Here is a 17470-nt window from a genome sequence, read left to right as displayed (position 1 = left end):
GGGCATGCTCGACATCAAACGCATCCCCATCCCCGCACTGATCGGCATCGTGCTGACAGCTATGTTCGTGCTGGCGGCAGTTTTCGCACCGTTGATCGCACCGTACGGCAATGCCGAAATCGTCGGCGATGTCTGGGAACCGATGACGGCGGCACATTTGCTGGGCACCGACAATCTCGGTCGCGATCTTCTGTCGCGCATGATCTACGGCGCTCGCATCACGCTGTTCATTGCGGTGCTGGCCACCGCGCTGTCATTCTCGCTCGGCGCCATCCTCGGCTTTTCGGCGGCGGTGTTCGGCGGCTGGTTCGACACGCTGCTGTCGCGCCTTGTCGATCTGCTGATGTCGATCCCGACCTTGATCATGGCGCTCGTCGTGCTTTCGGTGCTGCCGACCAACCTGGTGACGCTGATCCTGGTGATGGGCGTCCTCGACTCGACCCGCGTCTACCGGCTGTCGCGCGCGGTGGCCGTCGACATCAACGTCATGGATTATGTCGAGGCCGCCAAGCTGCGGGGCGAAGGCAGCGGCTGGATCATCTTCCGCGAGATCCTGCCCAACGCGCTGTCGCCGCTGGTCTCGGAACTTGGCCTGCGCTTCATCTACGCGGTGCTGTTCTTGTCGACGGTGTCCTTTCTCGGCCTTGGCGTGCAACCGCCGGATGCCGACTGGGGCGGCATGGTCAAGGAGAACAAGGACGGCATCGTCTTCGGTATCGGGGCGGCACTCATCCCCGCCGCGGCGATCGCGGCACTGGCGATTTCGGTCAATCTGGTCGCCGATTGGGTACTCAACCGCACGACAAGCCTGAAGGGAGGACGCGGGTGATGGCTGACACAAAAGCAAAGCCCGGCCTGCTGCTCGATATCCGCAATCTGCGCATCGAAGCGACAGTGTTTCCGCCCGGCGAGGCGCCGAAGAACATCGTTTTGGTCCACGATGTCTCGCTGACGCTGGAAAAGGGCAAGGTGCTCGGCCTGATCGGCGAGTCCGGCGCCGGCAAGTCGACCATCGGCCTGTCGTCGATGGGCTATGGCCGTGGCGGCGTGCGCATCACCGGCGGAGAGGTGCTGCTCAACGGCCGCGATATTCTCAAGGGCGGCAAGGAAGGTTTCCGCAAATTGCGCGGCCGCGAGGTCTGCTATGTCGCGCAGTCGGCGGCCGCCGCCTTCAACCCGGCGCACAAGCTGATGGACCAGGTGGTGGAAGCAACGCTGCTGCACGGCACGGCGACACGCGCCGAGGCCGAGAAACGTGCCGTGGCGTTGTTCAAGAAGCTCAGCCTGCCAAACCCCGAAATCATCGGCGAACGCTTCCCGCACCAGGTCTCAGGCGGCCAGTTGCAGCGCGTGATGACGGCTATGGCGCTGTGTTCGGAACCTGACCTGATCGTCTTCGACGAGCCGACCACGGCACTCGACGTGACGACGCAGATCGACGTGCTGGCGGCGATCAAGGACGCCATCCGCGACACCCATGTCGCTGCGCTCTACATTACCCACGATCTTGCCGTCGTCGCCCAGGTCTCGGACGAGATCATGGTGCTGCGCCATGGCAGGCTGGTCGAATGGGGCGGCACTCGCCAGATCATCAAGGAGCCGCGCCAGGAATACACCAATGCGCTGGTCTCGGTGCATGAGATCGAGCATGCCGAGCAGAAGCCCGGCGCCGCGCCGTTCCTGTCGGTCAAGAACGTCACCGCCGCTTACGGCGGCAGCCACGTCAAGGTGCTGAAGAACGTCTCTGTCGACATCTATCCGGGACAGACGCTGGCGGTCGTCGGTGAATCCGGCTCTGGCAAGTCGACGCTGGCGCGCGCTATCACCGGGCTGTTGCCGCCCGGGGAAGGCACCGTCACCTTCGATGGCAGGCCGCTCGCCAACCGGCTTGCCGACCGGCCGAAGGAGGATCTGCGCCAGTTGCAGATGATCTATCAGATGGCCGACGTGGCGATGAACCCGCGCCAGACCGTCGGCACCATCATCGGCCGGCCGCTGGAATTCTACTTCGGCATACGCGGCCGCGAGCGCGACAAGCGCGTCGCCGAACTGCTCGACGAGATCGAGATGGGCAAGGGCTTTCTCGATCGTTATCCGGCCGAACTCTCCGGAGGCCAGAAACAGCGCGTCTGTATCGCCCGCTCGCTCGCCGCCAAGCCCAAGCTGATCATCTGCGACGAGGTGACATCGGCGCTCGACCCGCTGGTGGCCAACGGCATTCTCAAGCTGCTGCTCAACCTGCAGCAGCACGAGAAGGTCGCCTACCTCTTCATCACCCACGATCTGGCGACGGTGAAGTCGATCGCCGATTCGATCGCGGTGATGTACCGCGGCGAGGTGGTGCGCTACGGCGCCAAGAGCAAGGTGCTGACGCCGCCCTTCGACGCCTATACCGACCTGCTGCTGTCGTCCGTTCCCGAGATGGAGATCGGCTGGCTGGAAAAGGCGATCAAGGGACGGCGCATGGCGAGCGCGGGGAATTAGTAGGGAATTCGCGGCCTTTGTCGCGAAAACTTCCTTCAACGGCAAAAGCTTTCCGGAGCCGCCCATGGCGCTCAAGACCAAACTGCTGCTCATCATTCTCGATGGCGTGCCCTACCGGAACTGGCGCCGGCTGATGGGCAATCTCGAGGGCTGGGTGCAGTCGGGCGAGGCGCAGGTGTGGAAGATGCGCTCGGTGCTGCCGTCGACCTCGGCCTGCTGCTATGCCTCGATCCACACCGGGGTTTCGCCGCAGGAGCACGGCATCCTATCCAACGAGAACCGTTTTCTCGTCAACAAGCCGGATATTTTCTCCGAGGTCAGCAAGGCCGGCGGCAAGACCGGCGCAGTGACGCATTCCTACTGGTCCGAATTCTTCCGTTCCTATCCGTTCGATCTGGTCGAGGACATGGAGTATGACGAGCCCAACGGACCGATCGCGCATGGCCGCTTCCACACCATGACCGGCTATAATGCCCGCAACCAGATGACGCCGAGCGATGTCGACCTGTTTGCGACGCTGACCATGCTGACCCGGCGCCATGCCATCGACTACGGGATCCTGCACACCTGCACGCTCGATTCGATGGGCCATCGCTTCGGCCATGACTGCCACGAAATGGACCATGCCTGCTATGCGATGGACGGCATGCTGGCAGCCTTCCTGCCGGGCTGGCGGCAAGCCGGTTACGAGGTGATCGTAACCGCCGACCACGGCCAGACAGACCGCGGCCATCATGGCGGCCGCGACGATGAAATGCAGGATTTCGCGCTGTATTATTTCGGAGCCGGCAAAGGGCCGGATCCGGACACGCTGCTTGATCAGCTGCAACTGGCGCCGACGGTGCTGAAGCGGCTGGGTGTGCCGGTGCCGGAGACCATGAAGGCTAAGCCGTTTTTGGGGTGACGGAGGTCGTCGCTGAGCCGCCGTTCGCTACCCCCTCTCCCCGTCACTATACGGGGAGAGGGTAAGGGTGAGGGGCAGCGCAACATCAAACATAAATACCCCAACGCCGGTGCCGCCCCTCATCCGGCTGCCGCCACCTTCTCCCCGTATAGTGACGGGGAGAAGGGAGACACTCTGGCAACACTCACCTTCTTCGGTTAGCTTCGCCAAAATTCCTTGGCGGAAGGATGAACCTTTTTGAACCTATCGGCGACAGAGCAGACAGGAGCCAGGCGGCTCGACCGGCCATGACGGCAGCGACCGAGACTGATCGCGCGCTTGTCGACCGGGTCGCGAAGGGCGACCGTGCCGCTGTTCGGCTGCTGTTCATGCGTCACCACGCGCGGGTCTACCGCTTCGTGGTGCGCCAGACGGGATCGGAAATGATGGCCGACGATATCGCAAACGAGGTCTTTCTCGAGCTGTGGCGCCAGGCGCCCGGTTTCGAAGGGCGCTCGGAAGTCTCGACATGGCTGCTCGGCATCGCCCGGTTCAAGGCGCTGTCGATGCTTCGCAAGAAAAAAGAAGACTGGATCGATGACGACGATGCGGCGCAGGTTCCCGACGGCGCCGACACGCCGGAAGTCGCCACCATGAAGGAAGACAAGGGCGCCGCTTTGCGGCGCTTCGTCGATGCCTTGCCGGAGGAACACCGCTCGGTGATCGACCTTGCCTATTACCATGGACAGTCGGTGACGGAGATTGGCGAGGTGCTCGGCATCCCGGTCGCCACCGTCAAGACCCGAATGTTCTACGCCCGCAAGAAACTCGGCGAAGCCCTCAAGGCCGCCGGTTACGACAGGGGGTGGCCATGAGCAATCCTGAAGATATGAGCGCCGCTGAAAATATGTCGCGCCGCGACGAAATGGAAACGCTGCTGCCGTTCTACCTGAACGGCTCGCTCGAAGGCTCGGACCTCGAAGCCGTCGAGGAATGGCTGGCGAGCGATCCGGCGGCGATGGCGGCGCTTGGCGAGGCTGAGGCGGAATTCTCCGGCGCCACCGCCGCCAACGAGGCGATCCGGCCGCCGGCCGATGCGCTCAGCCGCTTTGCCAGGGCGCTCGACGCCGAAGCCGGACCGGTCCGCGCTCCCGCGGGCCGTTCCTGGCTGGCGCAGGCACTCGGCCGTTTCATGGCGGTGCCGGTCGGTATCGCCTGGGCGGCAGCGGCGGTGCTGCTGGCGTTGGTCGTGGTGCAGTCCTACGTGCAGACCGGCGGCAAGAGCCATGATTTCGAGATTGCCGGCGCCGAGGATGATCTGGCGAAACTGCCGTTCGCGCTGGTCAAGTTCAAGTCGGATGCGAAGATGTCCGACATCGCCGTCTTCCTCGACCAGAACGCGCTGAAGATCGCCGGCGGGCCGACCGCCTCGGGCGTCTTCCGCATCGCTATCCCGGTCAAGACCGGAGCAGGCTACACCAGGCTCGTCGGCCTTATTGCCGCCCAGCCTTTCGCGGAGACTGTGATCGAGGGAAGGAAACCGGTTGATGGCAGCTAGGGCGGTCATTCGATTTGCGGCGATCCTGGTGGCGGCGATGACAATCGTCGCCGTGCCGGCGTCGGCGCAGACCAATGATCCCAATGCCGGCCGGGCCGACTGCACCGACGCGGCCGGAGCGGCGGCTGCCGACTGCCCGAAAGACGGCAATGAGGCCAAGGTCGGCGGCGAACCAGGCGCTGTTACCCTTCCGGCCCTGATCTTCGACTTGTTTCCCAACCCACCGGCTCCCGCAGCGCCCGTGCCGACGCCACGACCGTCAACGCCGCCTGCCGACACGCAGGCTGGACCACCCGCCGGTGGGGCGATCGTTTCGCCGACTGATCTTGTCGCGACCGCGCCGCGGCGTGCCATCGCCGGCGAGTTCGTGCCCGACGAGGTGCTGGTGACCGTCGACGGCGATGCCGGCGCCGTCCAGCAGATCGCCGCCTCCTTCGGCCTTGAAGTGCGCTCGCAGCGCCAGTCGCGGCTGCTCGGCACCACACTGGTGCGCTTCGGCATTCCCGACGGCCGCCCGGTCGGCGCCGTGCTGGCGCAGCTGGCCGCCGATGGCCGCACCCTGCGGCGCGAGCCAAACCATATCTATTCGCTGCAGCAGGCGGCCGGCATCGTCAACTATGCCTTCGAGCGCATTCAGCTCGACAACAAGCAAGCCAGTGGCGAAAACGTGCGCATCGCCGTCATCGACACCGGCATAGACGACACCAATCCGGCGCTGTCCGGCGTCATTGCCGACCAGTTCGACGCCATGCCCAACGTGCCGGTCGAAAAGCGTGACCACGGTACCTCGGTCGACGGGCTGATCGCCGGCGTCGGCGCGCTCGAAGGCATGGCGCCCGGCGCCAGGATCTATCACGCCCGCGCCTTCGAGGACGGCAGGTCGACCATGGATGTCATCCTGTCGGCGCTCGACTGGGCGGCGGACCAGAATGTCAGCATCATCAATATGAGTTTCGTCGGCCCCAAGAACGATCTGCTCGCCACCGCCTGCCGCAATGCGCGCGGGCTAGGCATCATCCTGGTCGCTGCTGCCGGCAACAACGGGCCGAAAGCGCCCTATGGCTACCCCGCCGCCTATGACGGCGTGATCGCGGTCACCGCCACCGACGCCAAGGACGGGCTGATGCAGCAGGCCAATCGCGGCGCTTATGTCTTCATCTCGGCGCCCGGCGTCGAGATGGTGGCGCCGAGCGGCGCCGGCTCTGACGTCGTCACCGGCACCTCGTTTGCCGCCGCGATCGTGTCCGGCGCTATCGCCAATTTGATCCACGCTTCACCCGAGCGCTCCGCCGACGACATCGAAAAGGCGCTGGCCGCCACCGCCAGGGATCTCGGTCCGAAGGGACGGGACAATGATTTCGGTTATGGGCTGCTGGATACGAAGGCGGCGGCGAACAAGTAAACCGGGCGAAATTCGCGCCACCAATTCAGAGCGCCGGGCCCAGCCGGACAGGGCTGCCATCATGGAAGCGTGACAGCCGGAAGCGGCTGAGGTCGTGCCCGGTCTGGTTTCCCTGGATCAGGTCGGCAACGACACGGCCTATGCCAGGCCCGATACCGAAGCCGTGACCGCTCATTCCCGTCGCGACGAAAAGACCACCGACGGCCGCCACATGATCCACGATGGGGACGACGTCCGGCATGGCGTCGATCATGCCGCCCCAGCCTGCCTTCAGGCGAACCGTCTCGAACTGTGGAAAAAGACGTCCGAAATTGCGTTCTATCGAACGCAGACCGGCTCGTTCAGGGGGCGGGTTCAGCACCCGCATTTTTTCGAAAGGACTGACGGAATCCGGTGTCCAATCGCGCGGCGTCGACCACGCATCAGGGTAGCCTGACGGCGCGAACGGAAAATAGCGTGTCCCGAACGGATTGTCCCTGAGGGCGGGAAGGTATTTGGTGGCGTGCCGGAATGCGTCGGGCCCCAGGTAAAGCAAATGGCTGCCGCCCGCGGCGAGCGTGTAGCCGCCATCCTGCCGGCGCCGGAACGCGATGTGTTCGTCGGCCGCCGCACCGGCATAGATCTCAGCCAAGGGGTCCGTTGCGGCTGCGGTTACCCTGACGCTGAGCTGGGGGATGGAGATGCCGTGTCTGCGCAAGAACAGAGATGACCAGGCGCCGCCCGCGACCAGCACGCTGGAGGCCTCGACATACCCCGCCTCGGTCCACACGCCCTTGATCTTGCCGCCTGAGATTTCGAGGGTTCGCGCGGCACAATTCTCGACGATTTTGACGCCTTTTCGCGCGGCGAGCCGGGCAAGTGCCGGCACTGCCAGCCAAGGCTCCGCGCGCATGTCGGAGGGCGTCGTCATCGCGCCCTTGAATTTGCGCGACATGCCTTTGATGAGTGCCGCGGTTTCGTCTGCATCCAGGAGACGGGTGTCGAGCGCATGCGCCGCAGCGATCTTCATGAACGCTTCGAAGCCGGCCATGTCCTTGTCGGTGTTCGCCAGGTAGGTCACACCTGTCTGGGTCAGGCCGATGTCCTCGCCGCATTCCTCAGCCAGTTGCCGCCACAGGCGAATAGCCTCGATGACGATGGGCAGCTCGTCGGCGTCGCGTCCCTGCTTTCGAATCCAGCCCCAGTTTCGGGACGACTGTTCGGCCGCAATGCGTCCTTTTTCCAGCAGCGTCACCGGGATGTTCCGCTGTGCCAGGAAAAGCGCCGTCGTCACACCGATGATGCCGCCACCGACAATGACCACCTCCGACGTTTTCGGCGGTGGGCCAGGATGCCGGATTGGATCCGTTTCGGAGAACGGGAATATGGGCAAGTGGCGCACCCTGAGGACTGGTTGATGGCTCTGGCTTACTGGTTGCCACCCACTCGAAGCCAAATCAAGGACAGGTCCAGGCAGACCGTTGTCCCAACGAAGTCAATCTATCTGCGGGCAACATCCACATGGGTGAACTTGCCCAGCGGAGCAATTGGATTAATCCCTAAACCGGCGCGCCGGCGACCGAGCCTCTCACCACCAGGTCGACAGGCCAGACCTCGCCCCGCGCCCCTTCTTCCAAGCCGGAAATGCGCGCTGCCAGGCGTTCGGCGATGCGGGCGCCGGCGAGGCGGATCGACGAGCGCGTCGTCGACAGCGGCACGGAAAAATTCTCCGGCTTCAGCCATGGAAAGACGTCGTCATGGGCAATCAACGACAGGTCGCCGGGAATGGTCAGGCCAAGGTCGCGCACCGCGCGCACGACGCCGAGCGACATGATCAGGCTGGAGCAGGCGATCGCCGTCGGCCGCTCGCTCTGTTCGAGCAGGCGCCTGGCGGCGCGGTAGCCGTTCTCCTCGGTCATGGTGAGTGAACAGACATGGCGCTCGCCGAGCGTCAGGCCGCTCGCGGCCAGCGCCCTGCGCATGCCGCGCTCGCGGTGGATGGCGAAGGTCTCGCGGTCGTCGCCATTGATCAGCGCCAGCCGGCGGTGGCCGAGCTGAACCAGCAGCCGGGCGGCGTCGTGGAAGCCGCCCTCATTGTCGATGTCGGTGAAGGGGTAGTCGAAATCGAAGCCTTCGCTGCGGCCATGGACGATGAAGGGAATGCCGAGCGTGTTGACCAGCGCCACTCGCCGGTCGGCCGGGCGCGGCGAGGAGATGTAGACGGCGTCGACCTGGCGGTTGGCGACGATGCGGCGATAGGTGGTTTCCTGGTCGTCGGCATCGGCCGGCGACAGCACCAGGTCGAGCTCGTGCGAGCGGGCATAGTCGCCGAGACCCGACAGGAACTCGACGAAATGCGGGTCGATGTCGACGGAGGCGCCCGTCGGCAGCACATACCCGATCATGCCCGTCTTGCCGGTCGCCAGCCGGCGCGCGCTCGGGTTGGGCCGGTAGCCGTGGCGCTTGGCGGCATCCACCACACGCCGGCGGGTTTCCTCGTTGACCTCGGGATAGCCGTTGAGCGCACGGCTTACCGTTGTCTGCGACAGGGCCAGCATATGAGAGAGCTGCTTCAGGTTCACTGGGAGGCCTCCAAGCCTCAAAGCGCTTTTAATTTTGAAGCCACGCGGCGCCACAATGGGCGCGGCCGAGCTGGTCGACCATACGCACTGGTCCGGCCAGTTTGAAGCTTAATACGGTGCTGCACCGCCGTAAAACTGTGCTGCAGTGCACTTTACCAAGTCTTGCGGCCCGCAATTAAATCGATTAGCCCACCGCCCTCTTGACTTCCAGCCGATTCAATGGCGAGATCAAAAAGACCAAAGCGCTTTGGAAGACTCTTCGAAAGGTTGCGGTTCCTTTCTGAACGAGTCACAGTCCTGCAGCGTCGGCGGGCGGAATGGAGGTTCCGCCCGGGTGTATGTGTCCACACTGGGAGGAATACCGATGAAGAAGATGCTTCTGCTTGGCGCAGCGTTTGCCACACTCGCCTTGTCCCTGCCGGCGCAAGCCGAACTGAAGTTCAAGCCCGGGGAAGACAAGCGCTTCAACTGGGCCAATTACGAAGAGCTGAAGAAGGTCGATCTCAAGGGCGAGACGCTGACCATCTTCGGGCCCTGGCGCGGCGAGGACGAAGGCCTCATCCGCACTGTTCTCGAATATTTTCAGGAAGCCACCGGCGCCGAGATCAAATACTCCTCGTCGGAAAATTACGAACAGCAGATCGTCATCGATACCCAGGCCGGCAGCCCGCCCAATATCGCCGTACTGCCGCAGCCGGGCCTGATCCAGGATCTGGCGTCCAAGGGCCTTTTGACGCCGCTGGGCGACGACACCGCCAAATGGATCAAGGACAATTACGGCGCCGGCCAGTCATGGGTCGATCTCGGCACCTTCAAGGACAAGGACGGCAAGCCGGGCTTCTTCGCCTTCCCCTACAAGGCCGACGTGAAATCGCTGGTCTGGTATTCGCCCGACAATTTCGAGGAAGCCGGCTACAAGGTTCCCAAGACCCAGGAAGAGCTCGCCGACCTCGAGAAGAAGATCATCGCCGACGGCGGCACGCCGTGGTGCATCGGCCTCGGCTCAGGCGGCGCTACCGGCTGGCCGGCGACCGACTGGGTCGAAGACATCATGCTGCGCACCCAGACGCCCGACGTGTATGACAAGTGGGTAAAGAACGAGATCCCGTTCAACGATCCGGCGGTGGTCAACGCCATCGACATTTTCGGCAAGATCGCGACCGACGACAAGATGGTCGACGGTGGGGCCAAGGCGGTTGCCGCGACCGACTTCCGCGACAGCCCGAAGGGCCTCTTCTCGGTGCCGCCGAAATGCTACCTGCACCATCAGGCATCGTTCATCCCGACCTTCTTCCCGGAAGGCACAAAGGTTGGACAGGACGCCGACTTCTTCTACTTCCCGCCCTATGCATCCAAGCCCGAGCTGGGCACGCCTGTGCTCGGCGCCGGCACGCTGGCCATGATCACCAAGGATTCGAAGGGTGCACGCGCGTTCATCGAATTCCTGAAAATGCCGCTGGCACATGAAATCTGGATGGCCCAGGGCGGCTTCGTCACGCCGCTCAAGTCGGTCAACAAGGATGCCTATGCCAGCGACGCGCTGAAGAAGCAGGGCGATATCCTCGCCAATGCCTCGACCTTCCGCTTCGACGGTTCGGACCTGATGCCGGGCAAGATCGGCGCCGGCGCCTTCTGGACCGGCATGATCGATCTGGTCGGCGGCAAGTCGGCGCAGGATGTCGCCACCGACATCCAGAAGAGCTGGGACGCTATCAAGTAGTCAGCTGGCAAGCAGTCAGCTGGCAAGTAACCACTGCCAAGTAATCAGCCGCTTTGGCGGCAAATTCAGGACTTCCTCCACAGACTGGGTCCGGGCCGCTATGGCCCGGATCCGACCGGCGCCTTACGCCGGACCGATATGCGTTCGTTCGTTTCAGAATAACTTAAATCGGCGCAGAGCCACATCGCCAGGGCTGTTCAAGGCCCGGCCGATCATGCGCAGGGAAGAGGGACCCATGGCTGCTCAGATCTTATCGGCCATTTTTGTCATCATCATCGGCGTCGGCGGCTGCGTCGCCTATTTCTGGGGCGCCAACAAGCTGGTCGACCTGATATTCCCGTCGCGCGGCGTGGCCGGGGCTGCGGCCATCGACAATCTGCGCCGGCAAGGACTGGTCCGTCCGTGGCTGTTCGTCGGCCCGGCGATGATCATCCTCACCGTCTACCTGATCTATCCGGTGGTGGCGACGCTCTGGCTGTCCTTCCTCGACCGCGGCGGCCAGCATTTTGTCGGCTTCGCCAACTATGAATGGGCGTTCGGCGACCGCGAGTTCCGCAACTCGATCCTGAATAACATCATCTGGCTGGCGGTGGTGCCCGCCGCATGCACCTTTCTAGGGTTGATAATCGCCGTGCTCACGGACAAGATCTGGTGGGGCACAATCGCCAAGAGCCTGATTTTCCTGCCGCTGGCGATCTCCTTCGTCGGCGCCAGCGTGATCTGGAAATTCATCTACGAATATCGCGGCGAGGGCCAGACGCAGATCGGCCTGCTCAACGCCATCATCCAGTATTTCGGCGGCCAGCCGCAGGTCTGGATATCGCTGCCGTTCTGGAACAATTTCTTCCTGATGATCATCCTGATCTGGATCCAGACCGGCTTTGCCATGGTCATCCTGTCTTCGGCATTGCGCGGCATCCCCGAAGAGACGCTTGAAGCCGCGGTCATCGACGGCGCCAATCCGTTCCAGATCTTCTGGAAGATCATGGTGCCGCAGATCTGGGGCACTATCGCCGTGGTCTGGACGACGATCACCATCCTGGTGCTGAAAGTGTTTGACATCGTGCTGACCATGACCAATGGCCAATGGAACAGCCAGGTGCTGGCCAATCTGATGTTCGACTGGATGTTCCGCGGCGGCGGCGATTTCGGCCGCGGCGCCACCATCGCCATCATCATCATGATCGCGGTCATCCCGATCATGGTCTGGAACATCCGCCAGGCGAACAAAGAGACGGGAGGACATTGAGATGGCCGTCGCGACCGGAAAGTCCTTTGCCAGCCGCTTCGGCGTCCACATCGCCGTGCTCGTCTTCGTCGCCATCTGGACCGTGCCGACGCTCGGCATCCTGGTCTCGTCGCTGCGCGACAAGGACCAGATCATCGCCTCGGGCTGGTGGAACTCGTTCTCCAGCTCCAGCCAGACCGAAGCCGGCCGCCTGCCGCCGGCCTCGGCGCAGGTCGAGAAGGACGGCAAGTTCGTGCTTGCCGGCAATATCTTCGGCGACGGTGCTGCGCGCAACATCAGCGCCTTCGGCGTGAAGTCGGCGGCACCGACGCAATATCCGGCCGGCACCACTGCCGATCTCGGCGACGGCGTGACCTTGCAGCTCAATGCCGACGGAACGTTCGTCATGAGTTCGCCCAAGGCTTTCGAAGGCGACCGTGGCCAGCGCGTCTATTACGCCTCGTCGGCGCCACCGAAATTCACCACCGACAATTACAAGACCGTGCTGTTTTCGGAGGGCATCGGCCGCTCGTTCATAAACTCGCTGACCGTCACCATCCCGGCGACGGTCATCCCGATCCTGATCGCCGCCTTCGCCGCCTATGCATTGGCGTGGATGCGTTTTCCCGGCCGCGCCTTGCTGATCGCCACAATCATCGGCCTGCTGGTCGTGCCGCTGCAGATGTCCTTGATCCCGCTTTTGAAGATCTACAACGGCGTCGGCATCTTCTTCGGTGTGCCGTCGAAAACCTATCTCGGCATCTGGCTGGCGCATACCGGCTTCGGCCTGCCCTTCGCCATCTATCTCCTGCGCAGCTATATTGCCGGCCTGCCGCGCGAGATCATGGAATCGGCGCGCATAGATGGCGCCAGCGATTTCGAAATCTTCGTCAAGATCGTGCTGCCGCTGTCCTTCCCGGTGCTGGCGTCCTTTGCAATCTTCCAGTTCCTGTGGGTGTGGAACGATTTGTTGGTGGCAATGGTTTTCCTCGGTACCGAAGGGGACCAGATCGTGCTGACCGCGAAGCTCAACGCGCTGCTCGGCTCGCGCGGCGGCGACTGGGAAATCCTGACGACATCGGCCTTCGTCACCATTATCGTGCCGCTGATCGTGTTCTTCTCGCTGCAGCGCTATTTCGTCCGCGGGCTGCTGGCCGGCTCGGTCAAAGGAGGTTGAGACTTATGCAAGCCGCTTTGAAGGCGACCTCGAAGCCCGATCTCGCCGTCGATCGCGACTGGTGGCGGGGCGCGGTGATCTACCAGATCTATCCGCGCTCCTATCAGGACTCCAATGGCGACGGCATCGGCGACCTCAAGGGCATCATCCGCAGGCTGCCCTACATCGCCTCGCTCGGCGTCGACGCCATCTGGATTTCGCCCTTCTTCAAGTCGCCGATGAAGGATTTCGGCTACGACGTCTCGGACTATTGCGACGTCGACCCGATGTTCGGGACGCTCGCCGATTTCGACGCGCTGGTTGCGGAAGCCCATCACCTCGGCCTCAAGGTGATGATCGACGAGGTGCTGTCGCACACCGCCGACAACCATCCATGGTTCAAGGAGAGCCGCGCCAGCCGTAGCAATCCCAAGGCCGACTGGTATGTCTGGGCCGACGCCAAGCCGGACGGCACGCCGCCCAACAACTGGCTGTCGATCTTCGGCGGCTCGGCCTGGCAGTGGGACACCAGCCGCCAGCAATATTATCTGCATAATTTCCTGTCCGAGCAGCCGGACCTCAACTTCCACAATCTGGAAGTCCAGGACGCGCTGCTCGACGTCACCCGCTTCTGGCTGGAGCGCGGCGTCGACGGCTTCCGCCTCGACACCATCAATTTCTACTTCCACAGCCAGGGGCTGGAGAACAATCCGCCGCTGCCGCCCGAAGAGCGCAACGACCAGACAGCACCTGCGGTCAATCCCTACAACTACCAGGACCATATCTACGACAAGAGCCGGCCGGAAAACCTTGCCTTCCTCGAACGGTTCCGGGCGCTGCTCGACGAATATCCGGCGGCCGCCGCGGTCGGCGAAGTCGGCGATTCGCAGCGTGGGCTGGAAGTGGTCGCCGCCTACACCGCCGGCGGCAAACGCGTCCACATGTGCTATTCCTTCGATTTCCTGGCGCCGGAAAAGATCAGCGCCGCCAAGGTGCGCCAGGTGCTGGAAGCCTTCGGCAAGGTCGCCAGCGACGGCTGGTCGTGCTGGGCCTTTTCCAACCACGACGTGATGCGTCCGGCCTCGCGCTGGGCCGCCGACGAGGCCGACCCGGCCGCCCATCTGAAGGTTATCTCGGCGCTGCTGATGTCGCTGCGCGGTTCGGTCTGCCTCTATCAGGGAGAGGAGCTTGGGCTGGGCGAAGCCGAGTTGCAGTTCGAGGATCTGCAGGACCCCTACGGCATTCGCTTCTGGCCCGAATTCAAGGGCCGCGACGGCTGCCGCACGCCGATGGTGTGGGATGCAACCGCCAGCAATGCCGGCTTTTCGACGGCCAAGCCCTGGCTGCCGGTGCCGGGCAAGCACTTGTCGCAAGCGGTCAATGTTCAGCAGGGCGACGCGGCCTCGCTGCTCGAGCACTACCGGCGCTTTCTCGGTTTCCGCCGCCAGCATCCGGCCCTGGCCAAAGGCGACATCGAGTTCATCGAAAGCGAGGGCGACACCGTCGCCTTCACCCGCCGTGAGGGCAATGAGCAGATCGTCTGCGTCTTCAATCTGGCCAGCAAGCCGGCCGAGGTCGATCTCGGTGGTCAGGCGCTGCTGCCATTGGCCGGGCACGGTTTTTCGGGACAATCCGGCACAGGTTCCATCCGCCTCGGCGGCTACGGCGCCTGGTTCGGGCGCATCGACTGAGTTTTTGACGAAACTGGATTTTTTGGGGAAATCCAGGTTCTCTAGGGAAATCACTGGGAGGAAATTATGGCCGATGTCACGCTGAGACAGGTGAAGAAATCATACGGCAATCTGCACATTCTCCACGGCATCGACCTCGACATAAAGTCGGGCGAGTTCATCGTCTTCGTCGGCCCGTCGGGTTGCGGCAAGTCGACCTTGCTGCGGTCCATCGCCGGGCTTGAGGAGATCACCTCCGGCGAGCTGAAGATCGCCGGCGAGGTGGTGAACGACGTGCCGCCTTCCAAGCGCGGCATTGCCATGGTGTTCCAGTCCTATGCGCTCTATCCGCACATGACCGTCTACGACAACATGGCCTTCTCGATGAAGATCGGCAAGGAAAGCAAGGCCGAGATCGACAAGCGGGTGCGGCAGGCCGCCGAAATCCTGCAGCTGACCAAATATCTCGACCGCCTGCCCAAGGCGATGTCGGGCGGCCAGCGCCAGCGTGTCGCCATCGGTCGCGCCATCGTGCGCAATCCGAAAGTGTTCCTGTTCGACGAGCCGCTGTCGAATCTCGACGCGGCGCTGCGCGTCGCGACCCGCATCGAGATCGCCAAGCTCAAGGAATCGATGCCTGCCACGACCATGATCTACGTCACCCACGATCAGGTCGAAGCGATGACGCTCGCCGACCGCATCGTCGTGCTGAAGGATGGCCATATCGAGCAGGTCGGCACGCCGATGGACCTCTACAAGAAGCCCGGCAATCTGTTCGTTGCCCAGTTCATCGGCTCGCCGGCCATGAACATCCTGCCGGCGACAATCGACAGGACGGGCAACCCGACAATCGTCAGCCATGTCGGCGGCCGCAAGGCAACGGTGCCGATCGCAACGCCGGCGTCAGCAAAGGGTGCGGCAGTCAGCTTCGGCGTGCGGCCGGAGGATCTGTCGGCCGCCACCGGCGCGGAATATCTTTTCGAGGGCGTGGTGGACTATGTCGAGCAACTCGGCGAGGTGCAGCTTGTCTATGTCGATATCGGCCGCGCTGACCTGCCGTTGGTGACCAAGCTGCCCGGCAATGTCGAGGTCAAGCGCGGGGCAAAGCTGCGACTGACCGCGGATGCCGGGGACCTGCACATCTTCGACGCCGATGGGCACTCCTTCTCGCTCAAGCCGGTGGAAGTGAAGGCGGCTTGAGATAGCTGCGTCGTACAGGCATGAAAAAAGAGCGGCGGGCCAGGCCCGCCGCTCTTTTTTTAAGCTTCGGCTGTTAGTTGTTGCCGAACCGATCCCTGTCGCTGCTCTGAGGAACGAACTTCTGTTGGTCGTTCGACGAGTTCAGCAGCTTGTAGACCGCCGAGTTGGTGCCGGTCGACGAAGTGCGGGTGGTGTCGACGGCAGCGGCCGGCTGGTTGGCGCCATTGGAGCCATAATTGTCGCTGCCGGCAAAGGCAGCGCTCGAAACAGCCAGAACGGCTGCGGTGGCAAGAACGATCTTCTTCATTTTAGTCTCCTGAATTTTTCTGATGCCGCCAGCTGCAGCGGATAAGCCCGCCACGTGCTGGAAACCGGCTTTTAGCGGCCGAAAAGGTTACGGTCGGCACCGTGGGCAGGCGCCTGCTCGGCTGGAGCCGACTTCTCAACCGAAGCCGTATGGCCACTATCGGTCGACGTAATCGCAGGCTGGTTGGCGCCGTTCGAACCGTAGTTGTCGCTGCCGGCGAAAGCGCTGCCGGAGATGGCCAAAACGGCGGCGGCAGCAAGGATGATCTTTTTCATTTCAATACTCCTGAATTTTTTGGGATCCCGAGAGCGACGGGTTAGCCGCCCTTCTTTGGTCGGGATCAGCGATTGCCGTAGAGGTCGCGGTCGGCGCCCTGAACGACAGGCTGCTTGTCAGCGTGCGCCGGCTTCTGAATGGAAGCCGTATACGAGCTGTCGACCGAGACGGCTGGCTGGTTCGCACCATTGGAACCGTAATTGTCGCTACCGGCGAAGGCGCTGCCGGTGATCGCCAAAACGGCTGCGGCAGTGAGGATGATCTTTTTCATTTTTAGTACTCCAGTTTGTCTGTCCGTCTAGCGGCGTGTCTTGGGAGGAATTCGCGTCGTTCGGACAGCCCCGATGTGGGAAAGCCATAGGCTGGTTGCCAATCACGAAGTTGTTCCGTGTGGACCACGGTCCTGCACCTTGAAATTGTGCCAGGAAGTTCCTCTATGGTCATTTATCGCATTGTTTTCAGTTGCTTATGTCGAACCGAGTGGTTCGCTCCGGTGTCGGTTTCCGGGCCGTCGTTCACACCGTCCTGCACGCATTGTCAACAGAAACGAACCGTTCGGTTCGATTAGAGATTGCTAATAGTAACTTTTCGATACCGTTGAGCCCTTTTTGCCCCCGATCGGAACTGGATCCGCAGCGATTCGAAACGGCGATGATAGCGCCGCAAGACAGGATCTCAGCCCTTCGGTGGTCGGCGGGGCGTATGCCGCGCGTGTCGCGCCGCATGGATATGATGTCGCTTTCATGCCGACGTCGCGATCGCTGCCGTGATTAGATGATCGCATCTCAGGTGCCGCTTCGTGACGACGCAGCGGAGAATTGGGAAGCCGGTCAGAATCCGGCGCTGCCCCCGCAACGGTGGTGGAGTTGAAGTCGCAACGGGAGACCACTGGGCAGCAGCCTGGGAAGGTGTCGCGATGGTCCGCAAGGACAACTCCAAAGCCCGGAAACCAGCCCGAGATGCATAGACTCGACTGATCGCGGTGGGCGGTCAAGAGGTGGATAGTGCATGTCCGGCGCCGCGCC

Annotated in this window: 16 protein-coding genes and 1 riboswitch; of the genes, 11 read left to right on the top strand and 5 right to left on the bottom strand. The window is 62.9% G+C overall.

All coding sequences use genetic code 11. The features are described from left to right. The first annotated feature begins 4 nt into the window (after window positions 1–4). The 6 genes from NKJ80_RS02190 (at window position 5) to NKJ80_RS02165 (ending at window position 6327) form a co-directional block, all read left to right on the top strand. A complete protein-coding gene (locus NKJ80_RS02190) occupies window positions 5–829 on the top strand; it encodes an ABC transporter permease (RefSeq protein WP_352496969.1) in 825 nt (274 codons plus the stop codon). Further along, entirely contained in the window at window positions 829–2484 is a 1656-nt protein-coding gene (locus NKJ80_RS02185) for an ABC transporter ATP-binding protein (RefSeq protein ID WP_023683485.1), read from the top strand. Before NKJ80_RS02190 ends, NKJ80_RS02185 begins: the two co-directional genes overlap by 1 nt. A gap of 64 nt (window positions 2485–2548) precedes the next feature. Next, window positions 2549–3388 carry an alkaline phosphatase family protein gene (locus tag NKJ80_RS02180; protein ID WP_023683484.1) on the top strand — a complete coding sequence of 280 codons (840 nt, stop codon included), beginning with the start codon at window positions 2549–2551 and terminating at the stop codon, window positions 3386–3388. A 287-nt stretch (window positions 3389–3675) separates the two neighbouring features. Continuing rightward, window positions 3676–4242 (top strand): sigma-70 family RNA polymerase sigma factor, encoded by a 567-nt coding sequence (locus NKJ80_RS02175; RefSeq protein WP_023683483.1) that lies wholly within the window; start codon window positions 3676–3678, stop codon window positions 4240–4242. 14 nt (window positions 4243–4256) lie between these two features. Further along, window positions 4257–4925: an anti-sigma factor gene (locus tag NKJ80_RS02170; protein WP_352497097.1), complete on the top strand. Its 669-nt coding sequence runs from the start codon at window positions 4257–4259 to the stop codon at window positions 4923–4925. After that, window positions 4915–6327: a S8 family serine peptidase gene (locus NKJ80_RS02165; protein WP_352496968.1), complete on the top strand. Its 1413-nt coding sequence runs from the start codon at window positions 4915–4917 to the stop codon at window positions 6325–6327. The genes NKJ80_RS02170 and NKJ80_RS02165 overlap by 11 nt, the downstream gene beginning before the upstream one ends. 25 nt (window positions 6328–6352) lie before the next feature. Here NKJ80_RS02165 and NKJ80_RS02160 read toward each other — a convergent pair whose 3' ends face one another. Next, window positions 6353–7699, bottom strand: a complete 1347-nt coding sequence (locus NKJ80_RS02160; protein WP_352496967.1) for an NAD(P)/FAD-dependent oxidoreductase — start codon at window positions 7697–7699, stop codon at window positions 6353–6355. Window positions 7700–7865: 166 nt separating this feature from the next. Beyond that, window positions 7866–8888 (bottom strand): substrate-binding domain-containing protein, encoded by a 1023-nt coding sequence (locus NKJ80_RS02155; protein ID WP_023684299.1) that lies wholly within the window; start codon window positions 8886–8888, stop codon window positions 7866–7868. A 364-nt stretch (window positions 8889–9252) separates the two neighbouring features. Between NKJ80_RS02155 and NKJ80_RS02150 the strand changes: the two genes are divergently transcribed. The 5 genes from NKJ80_RS02150 to NKJ80_RS02130 all read left to right on the top strand — a co-directional run bounded on the left by NKJ80_RS02150 (window position 9253) and on the right by NKJ80_RS02130 (window position 15862). Beyond that, on the top strand, window positions 9253–10608 hold the full coding sequence (locus NKJ80_RS02150; protein WP_023690253.1) for an ABC transporter substrate-binding protein: 1356 nt from the start codon (window positions 9253–9255) through the stop codon (window positions 10606–10608). Between the two features lie 235 nt (window positions 10609–10843). Continuing rightward, a complete protein-coding gene (locus NKJ80_RS02145) occupies window positions 10844–11857 on the top strand; it encodes a carbohydrate ABC transporter permease (protein WP_023668891.1) in 1014 nt (337 codons plus the stop codon). 1 nt (window position 11858) lies between these two features. After that, window positions 11859–13013 (top strand): carbohydrate ABC transporter permease, encoded by a 1155-nt coding sequence (locus NKJ80_RS02140; protein WP_023715517.1) that lies wholly within the window; start codon window positions 11859–11861, stop codon window positions 13011–13013. 5 nt (window positions 13014–13018) lie between these two features. Next, complete coding sequence (bglA, locus tag NKJ80_RS02135) at window positions 13019–14683, top strand: beta-galactosidase BglA (protein WP_352496966.1); 1665 nt, start codon at window positions 13019–13021, stop codon at window positions 14681–14683. 66 nt (window positions 14684–14749) lie between these two features. Further along, window positions 14750–15862, top strand: coding sequence for an ABC transporter ATP-binding protein (locus tag NKJ80_RS02130; protein ID WP_023668888.1), 1113 nt, complete (start codon window positions 14750–14752; stop codon window positions 15860–15862). Between the two features lie 73 nt (window positions 15863–15935). On the opposite strand, the gene NKJ80_RS02125 is transcribed toward NKJ80_RS02130, so the two are convergent. From NKJ80_RS02125 to NKJ80_RS02115, 3 genes are all read right to left on the bottom strand, one after another. Then, a complete protein-coding gene (locus NKJ80_RS02125; RefSeq protein ID WP_023715518.1) occupies window positions 15936–16169 on the bottom strand; it encodes a DUF680 domain-containing protein in 234 nt (77 codons plus the stop codon). A gap of 71 nt (window positions 16170–16240) precedes the next feature. Further along, the gene (locus NKJ80_RS02120; RefSeq protein WP_023668886.1) at window positions 16241–16444 is read right to left on the bottom strand and encodes a DUF680 domain-containing protein; all 204 of its coding nucleotides are present in this window, start codon (window positions 16442–16444) and stop codon (window positions 16241–16243) included. A gap of 65 nt (window positions 16445–16509) precedes the next feature. Continuing rightward, window positions 16510–16716 (bottom strand): DUF680 domain-containing protein, encoded by a 207-nt coding sequence (locus NKJ80_RS02115; RefSeq protein WP_023668885.1) that lies wholly within the window; start codon window positions 16714–16716, stop codon window positions 16510–16512. 499 nt (window positions 16717–17215) lie between these two features. Next, window positions 17216–17417, top strand: a riboswitch (cobalamin riboswitch). The last annotated feature ends 53 nt before the right edge of the window (window positions 17418–17470 follow it).

This window comes from Mesorhizobium sp. M0030, assembly GCF_040323695.1.
Classification (GTDB): Bacteria; Pseudomonadota; Alphaproteobacteria; order Rhizobiales; family Rhizobiaceae; genus Mesorhizobium.
The sequence above is the reverse complement of the archived record's forward strand: the minus strand, read 5'-3'. Positions and strand labels throughout refer to the sequence as shown.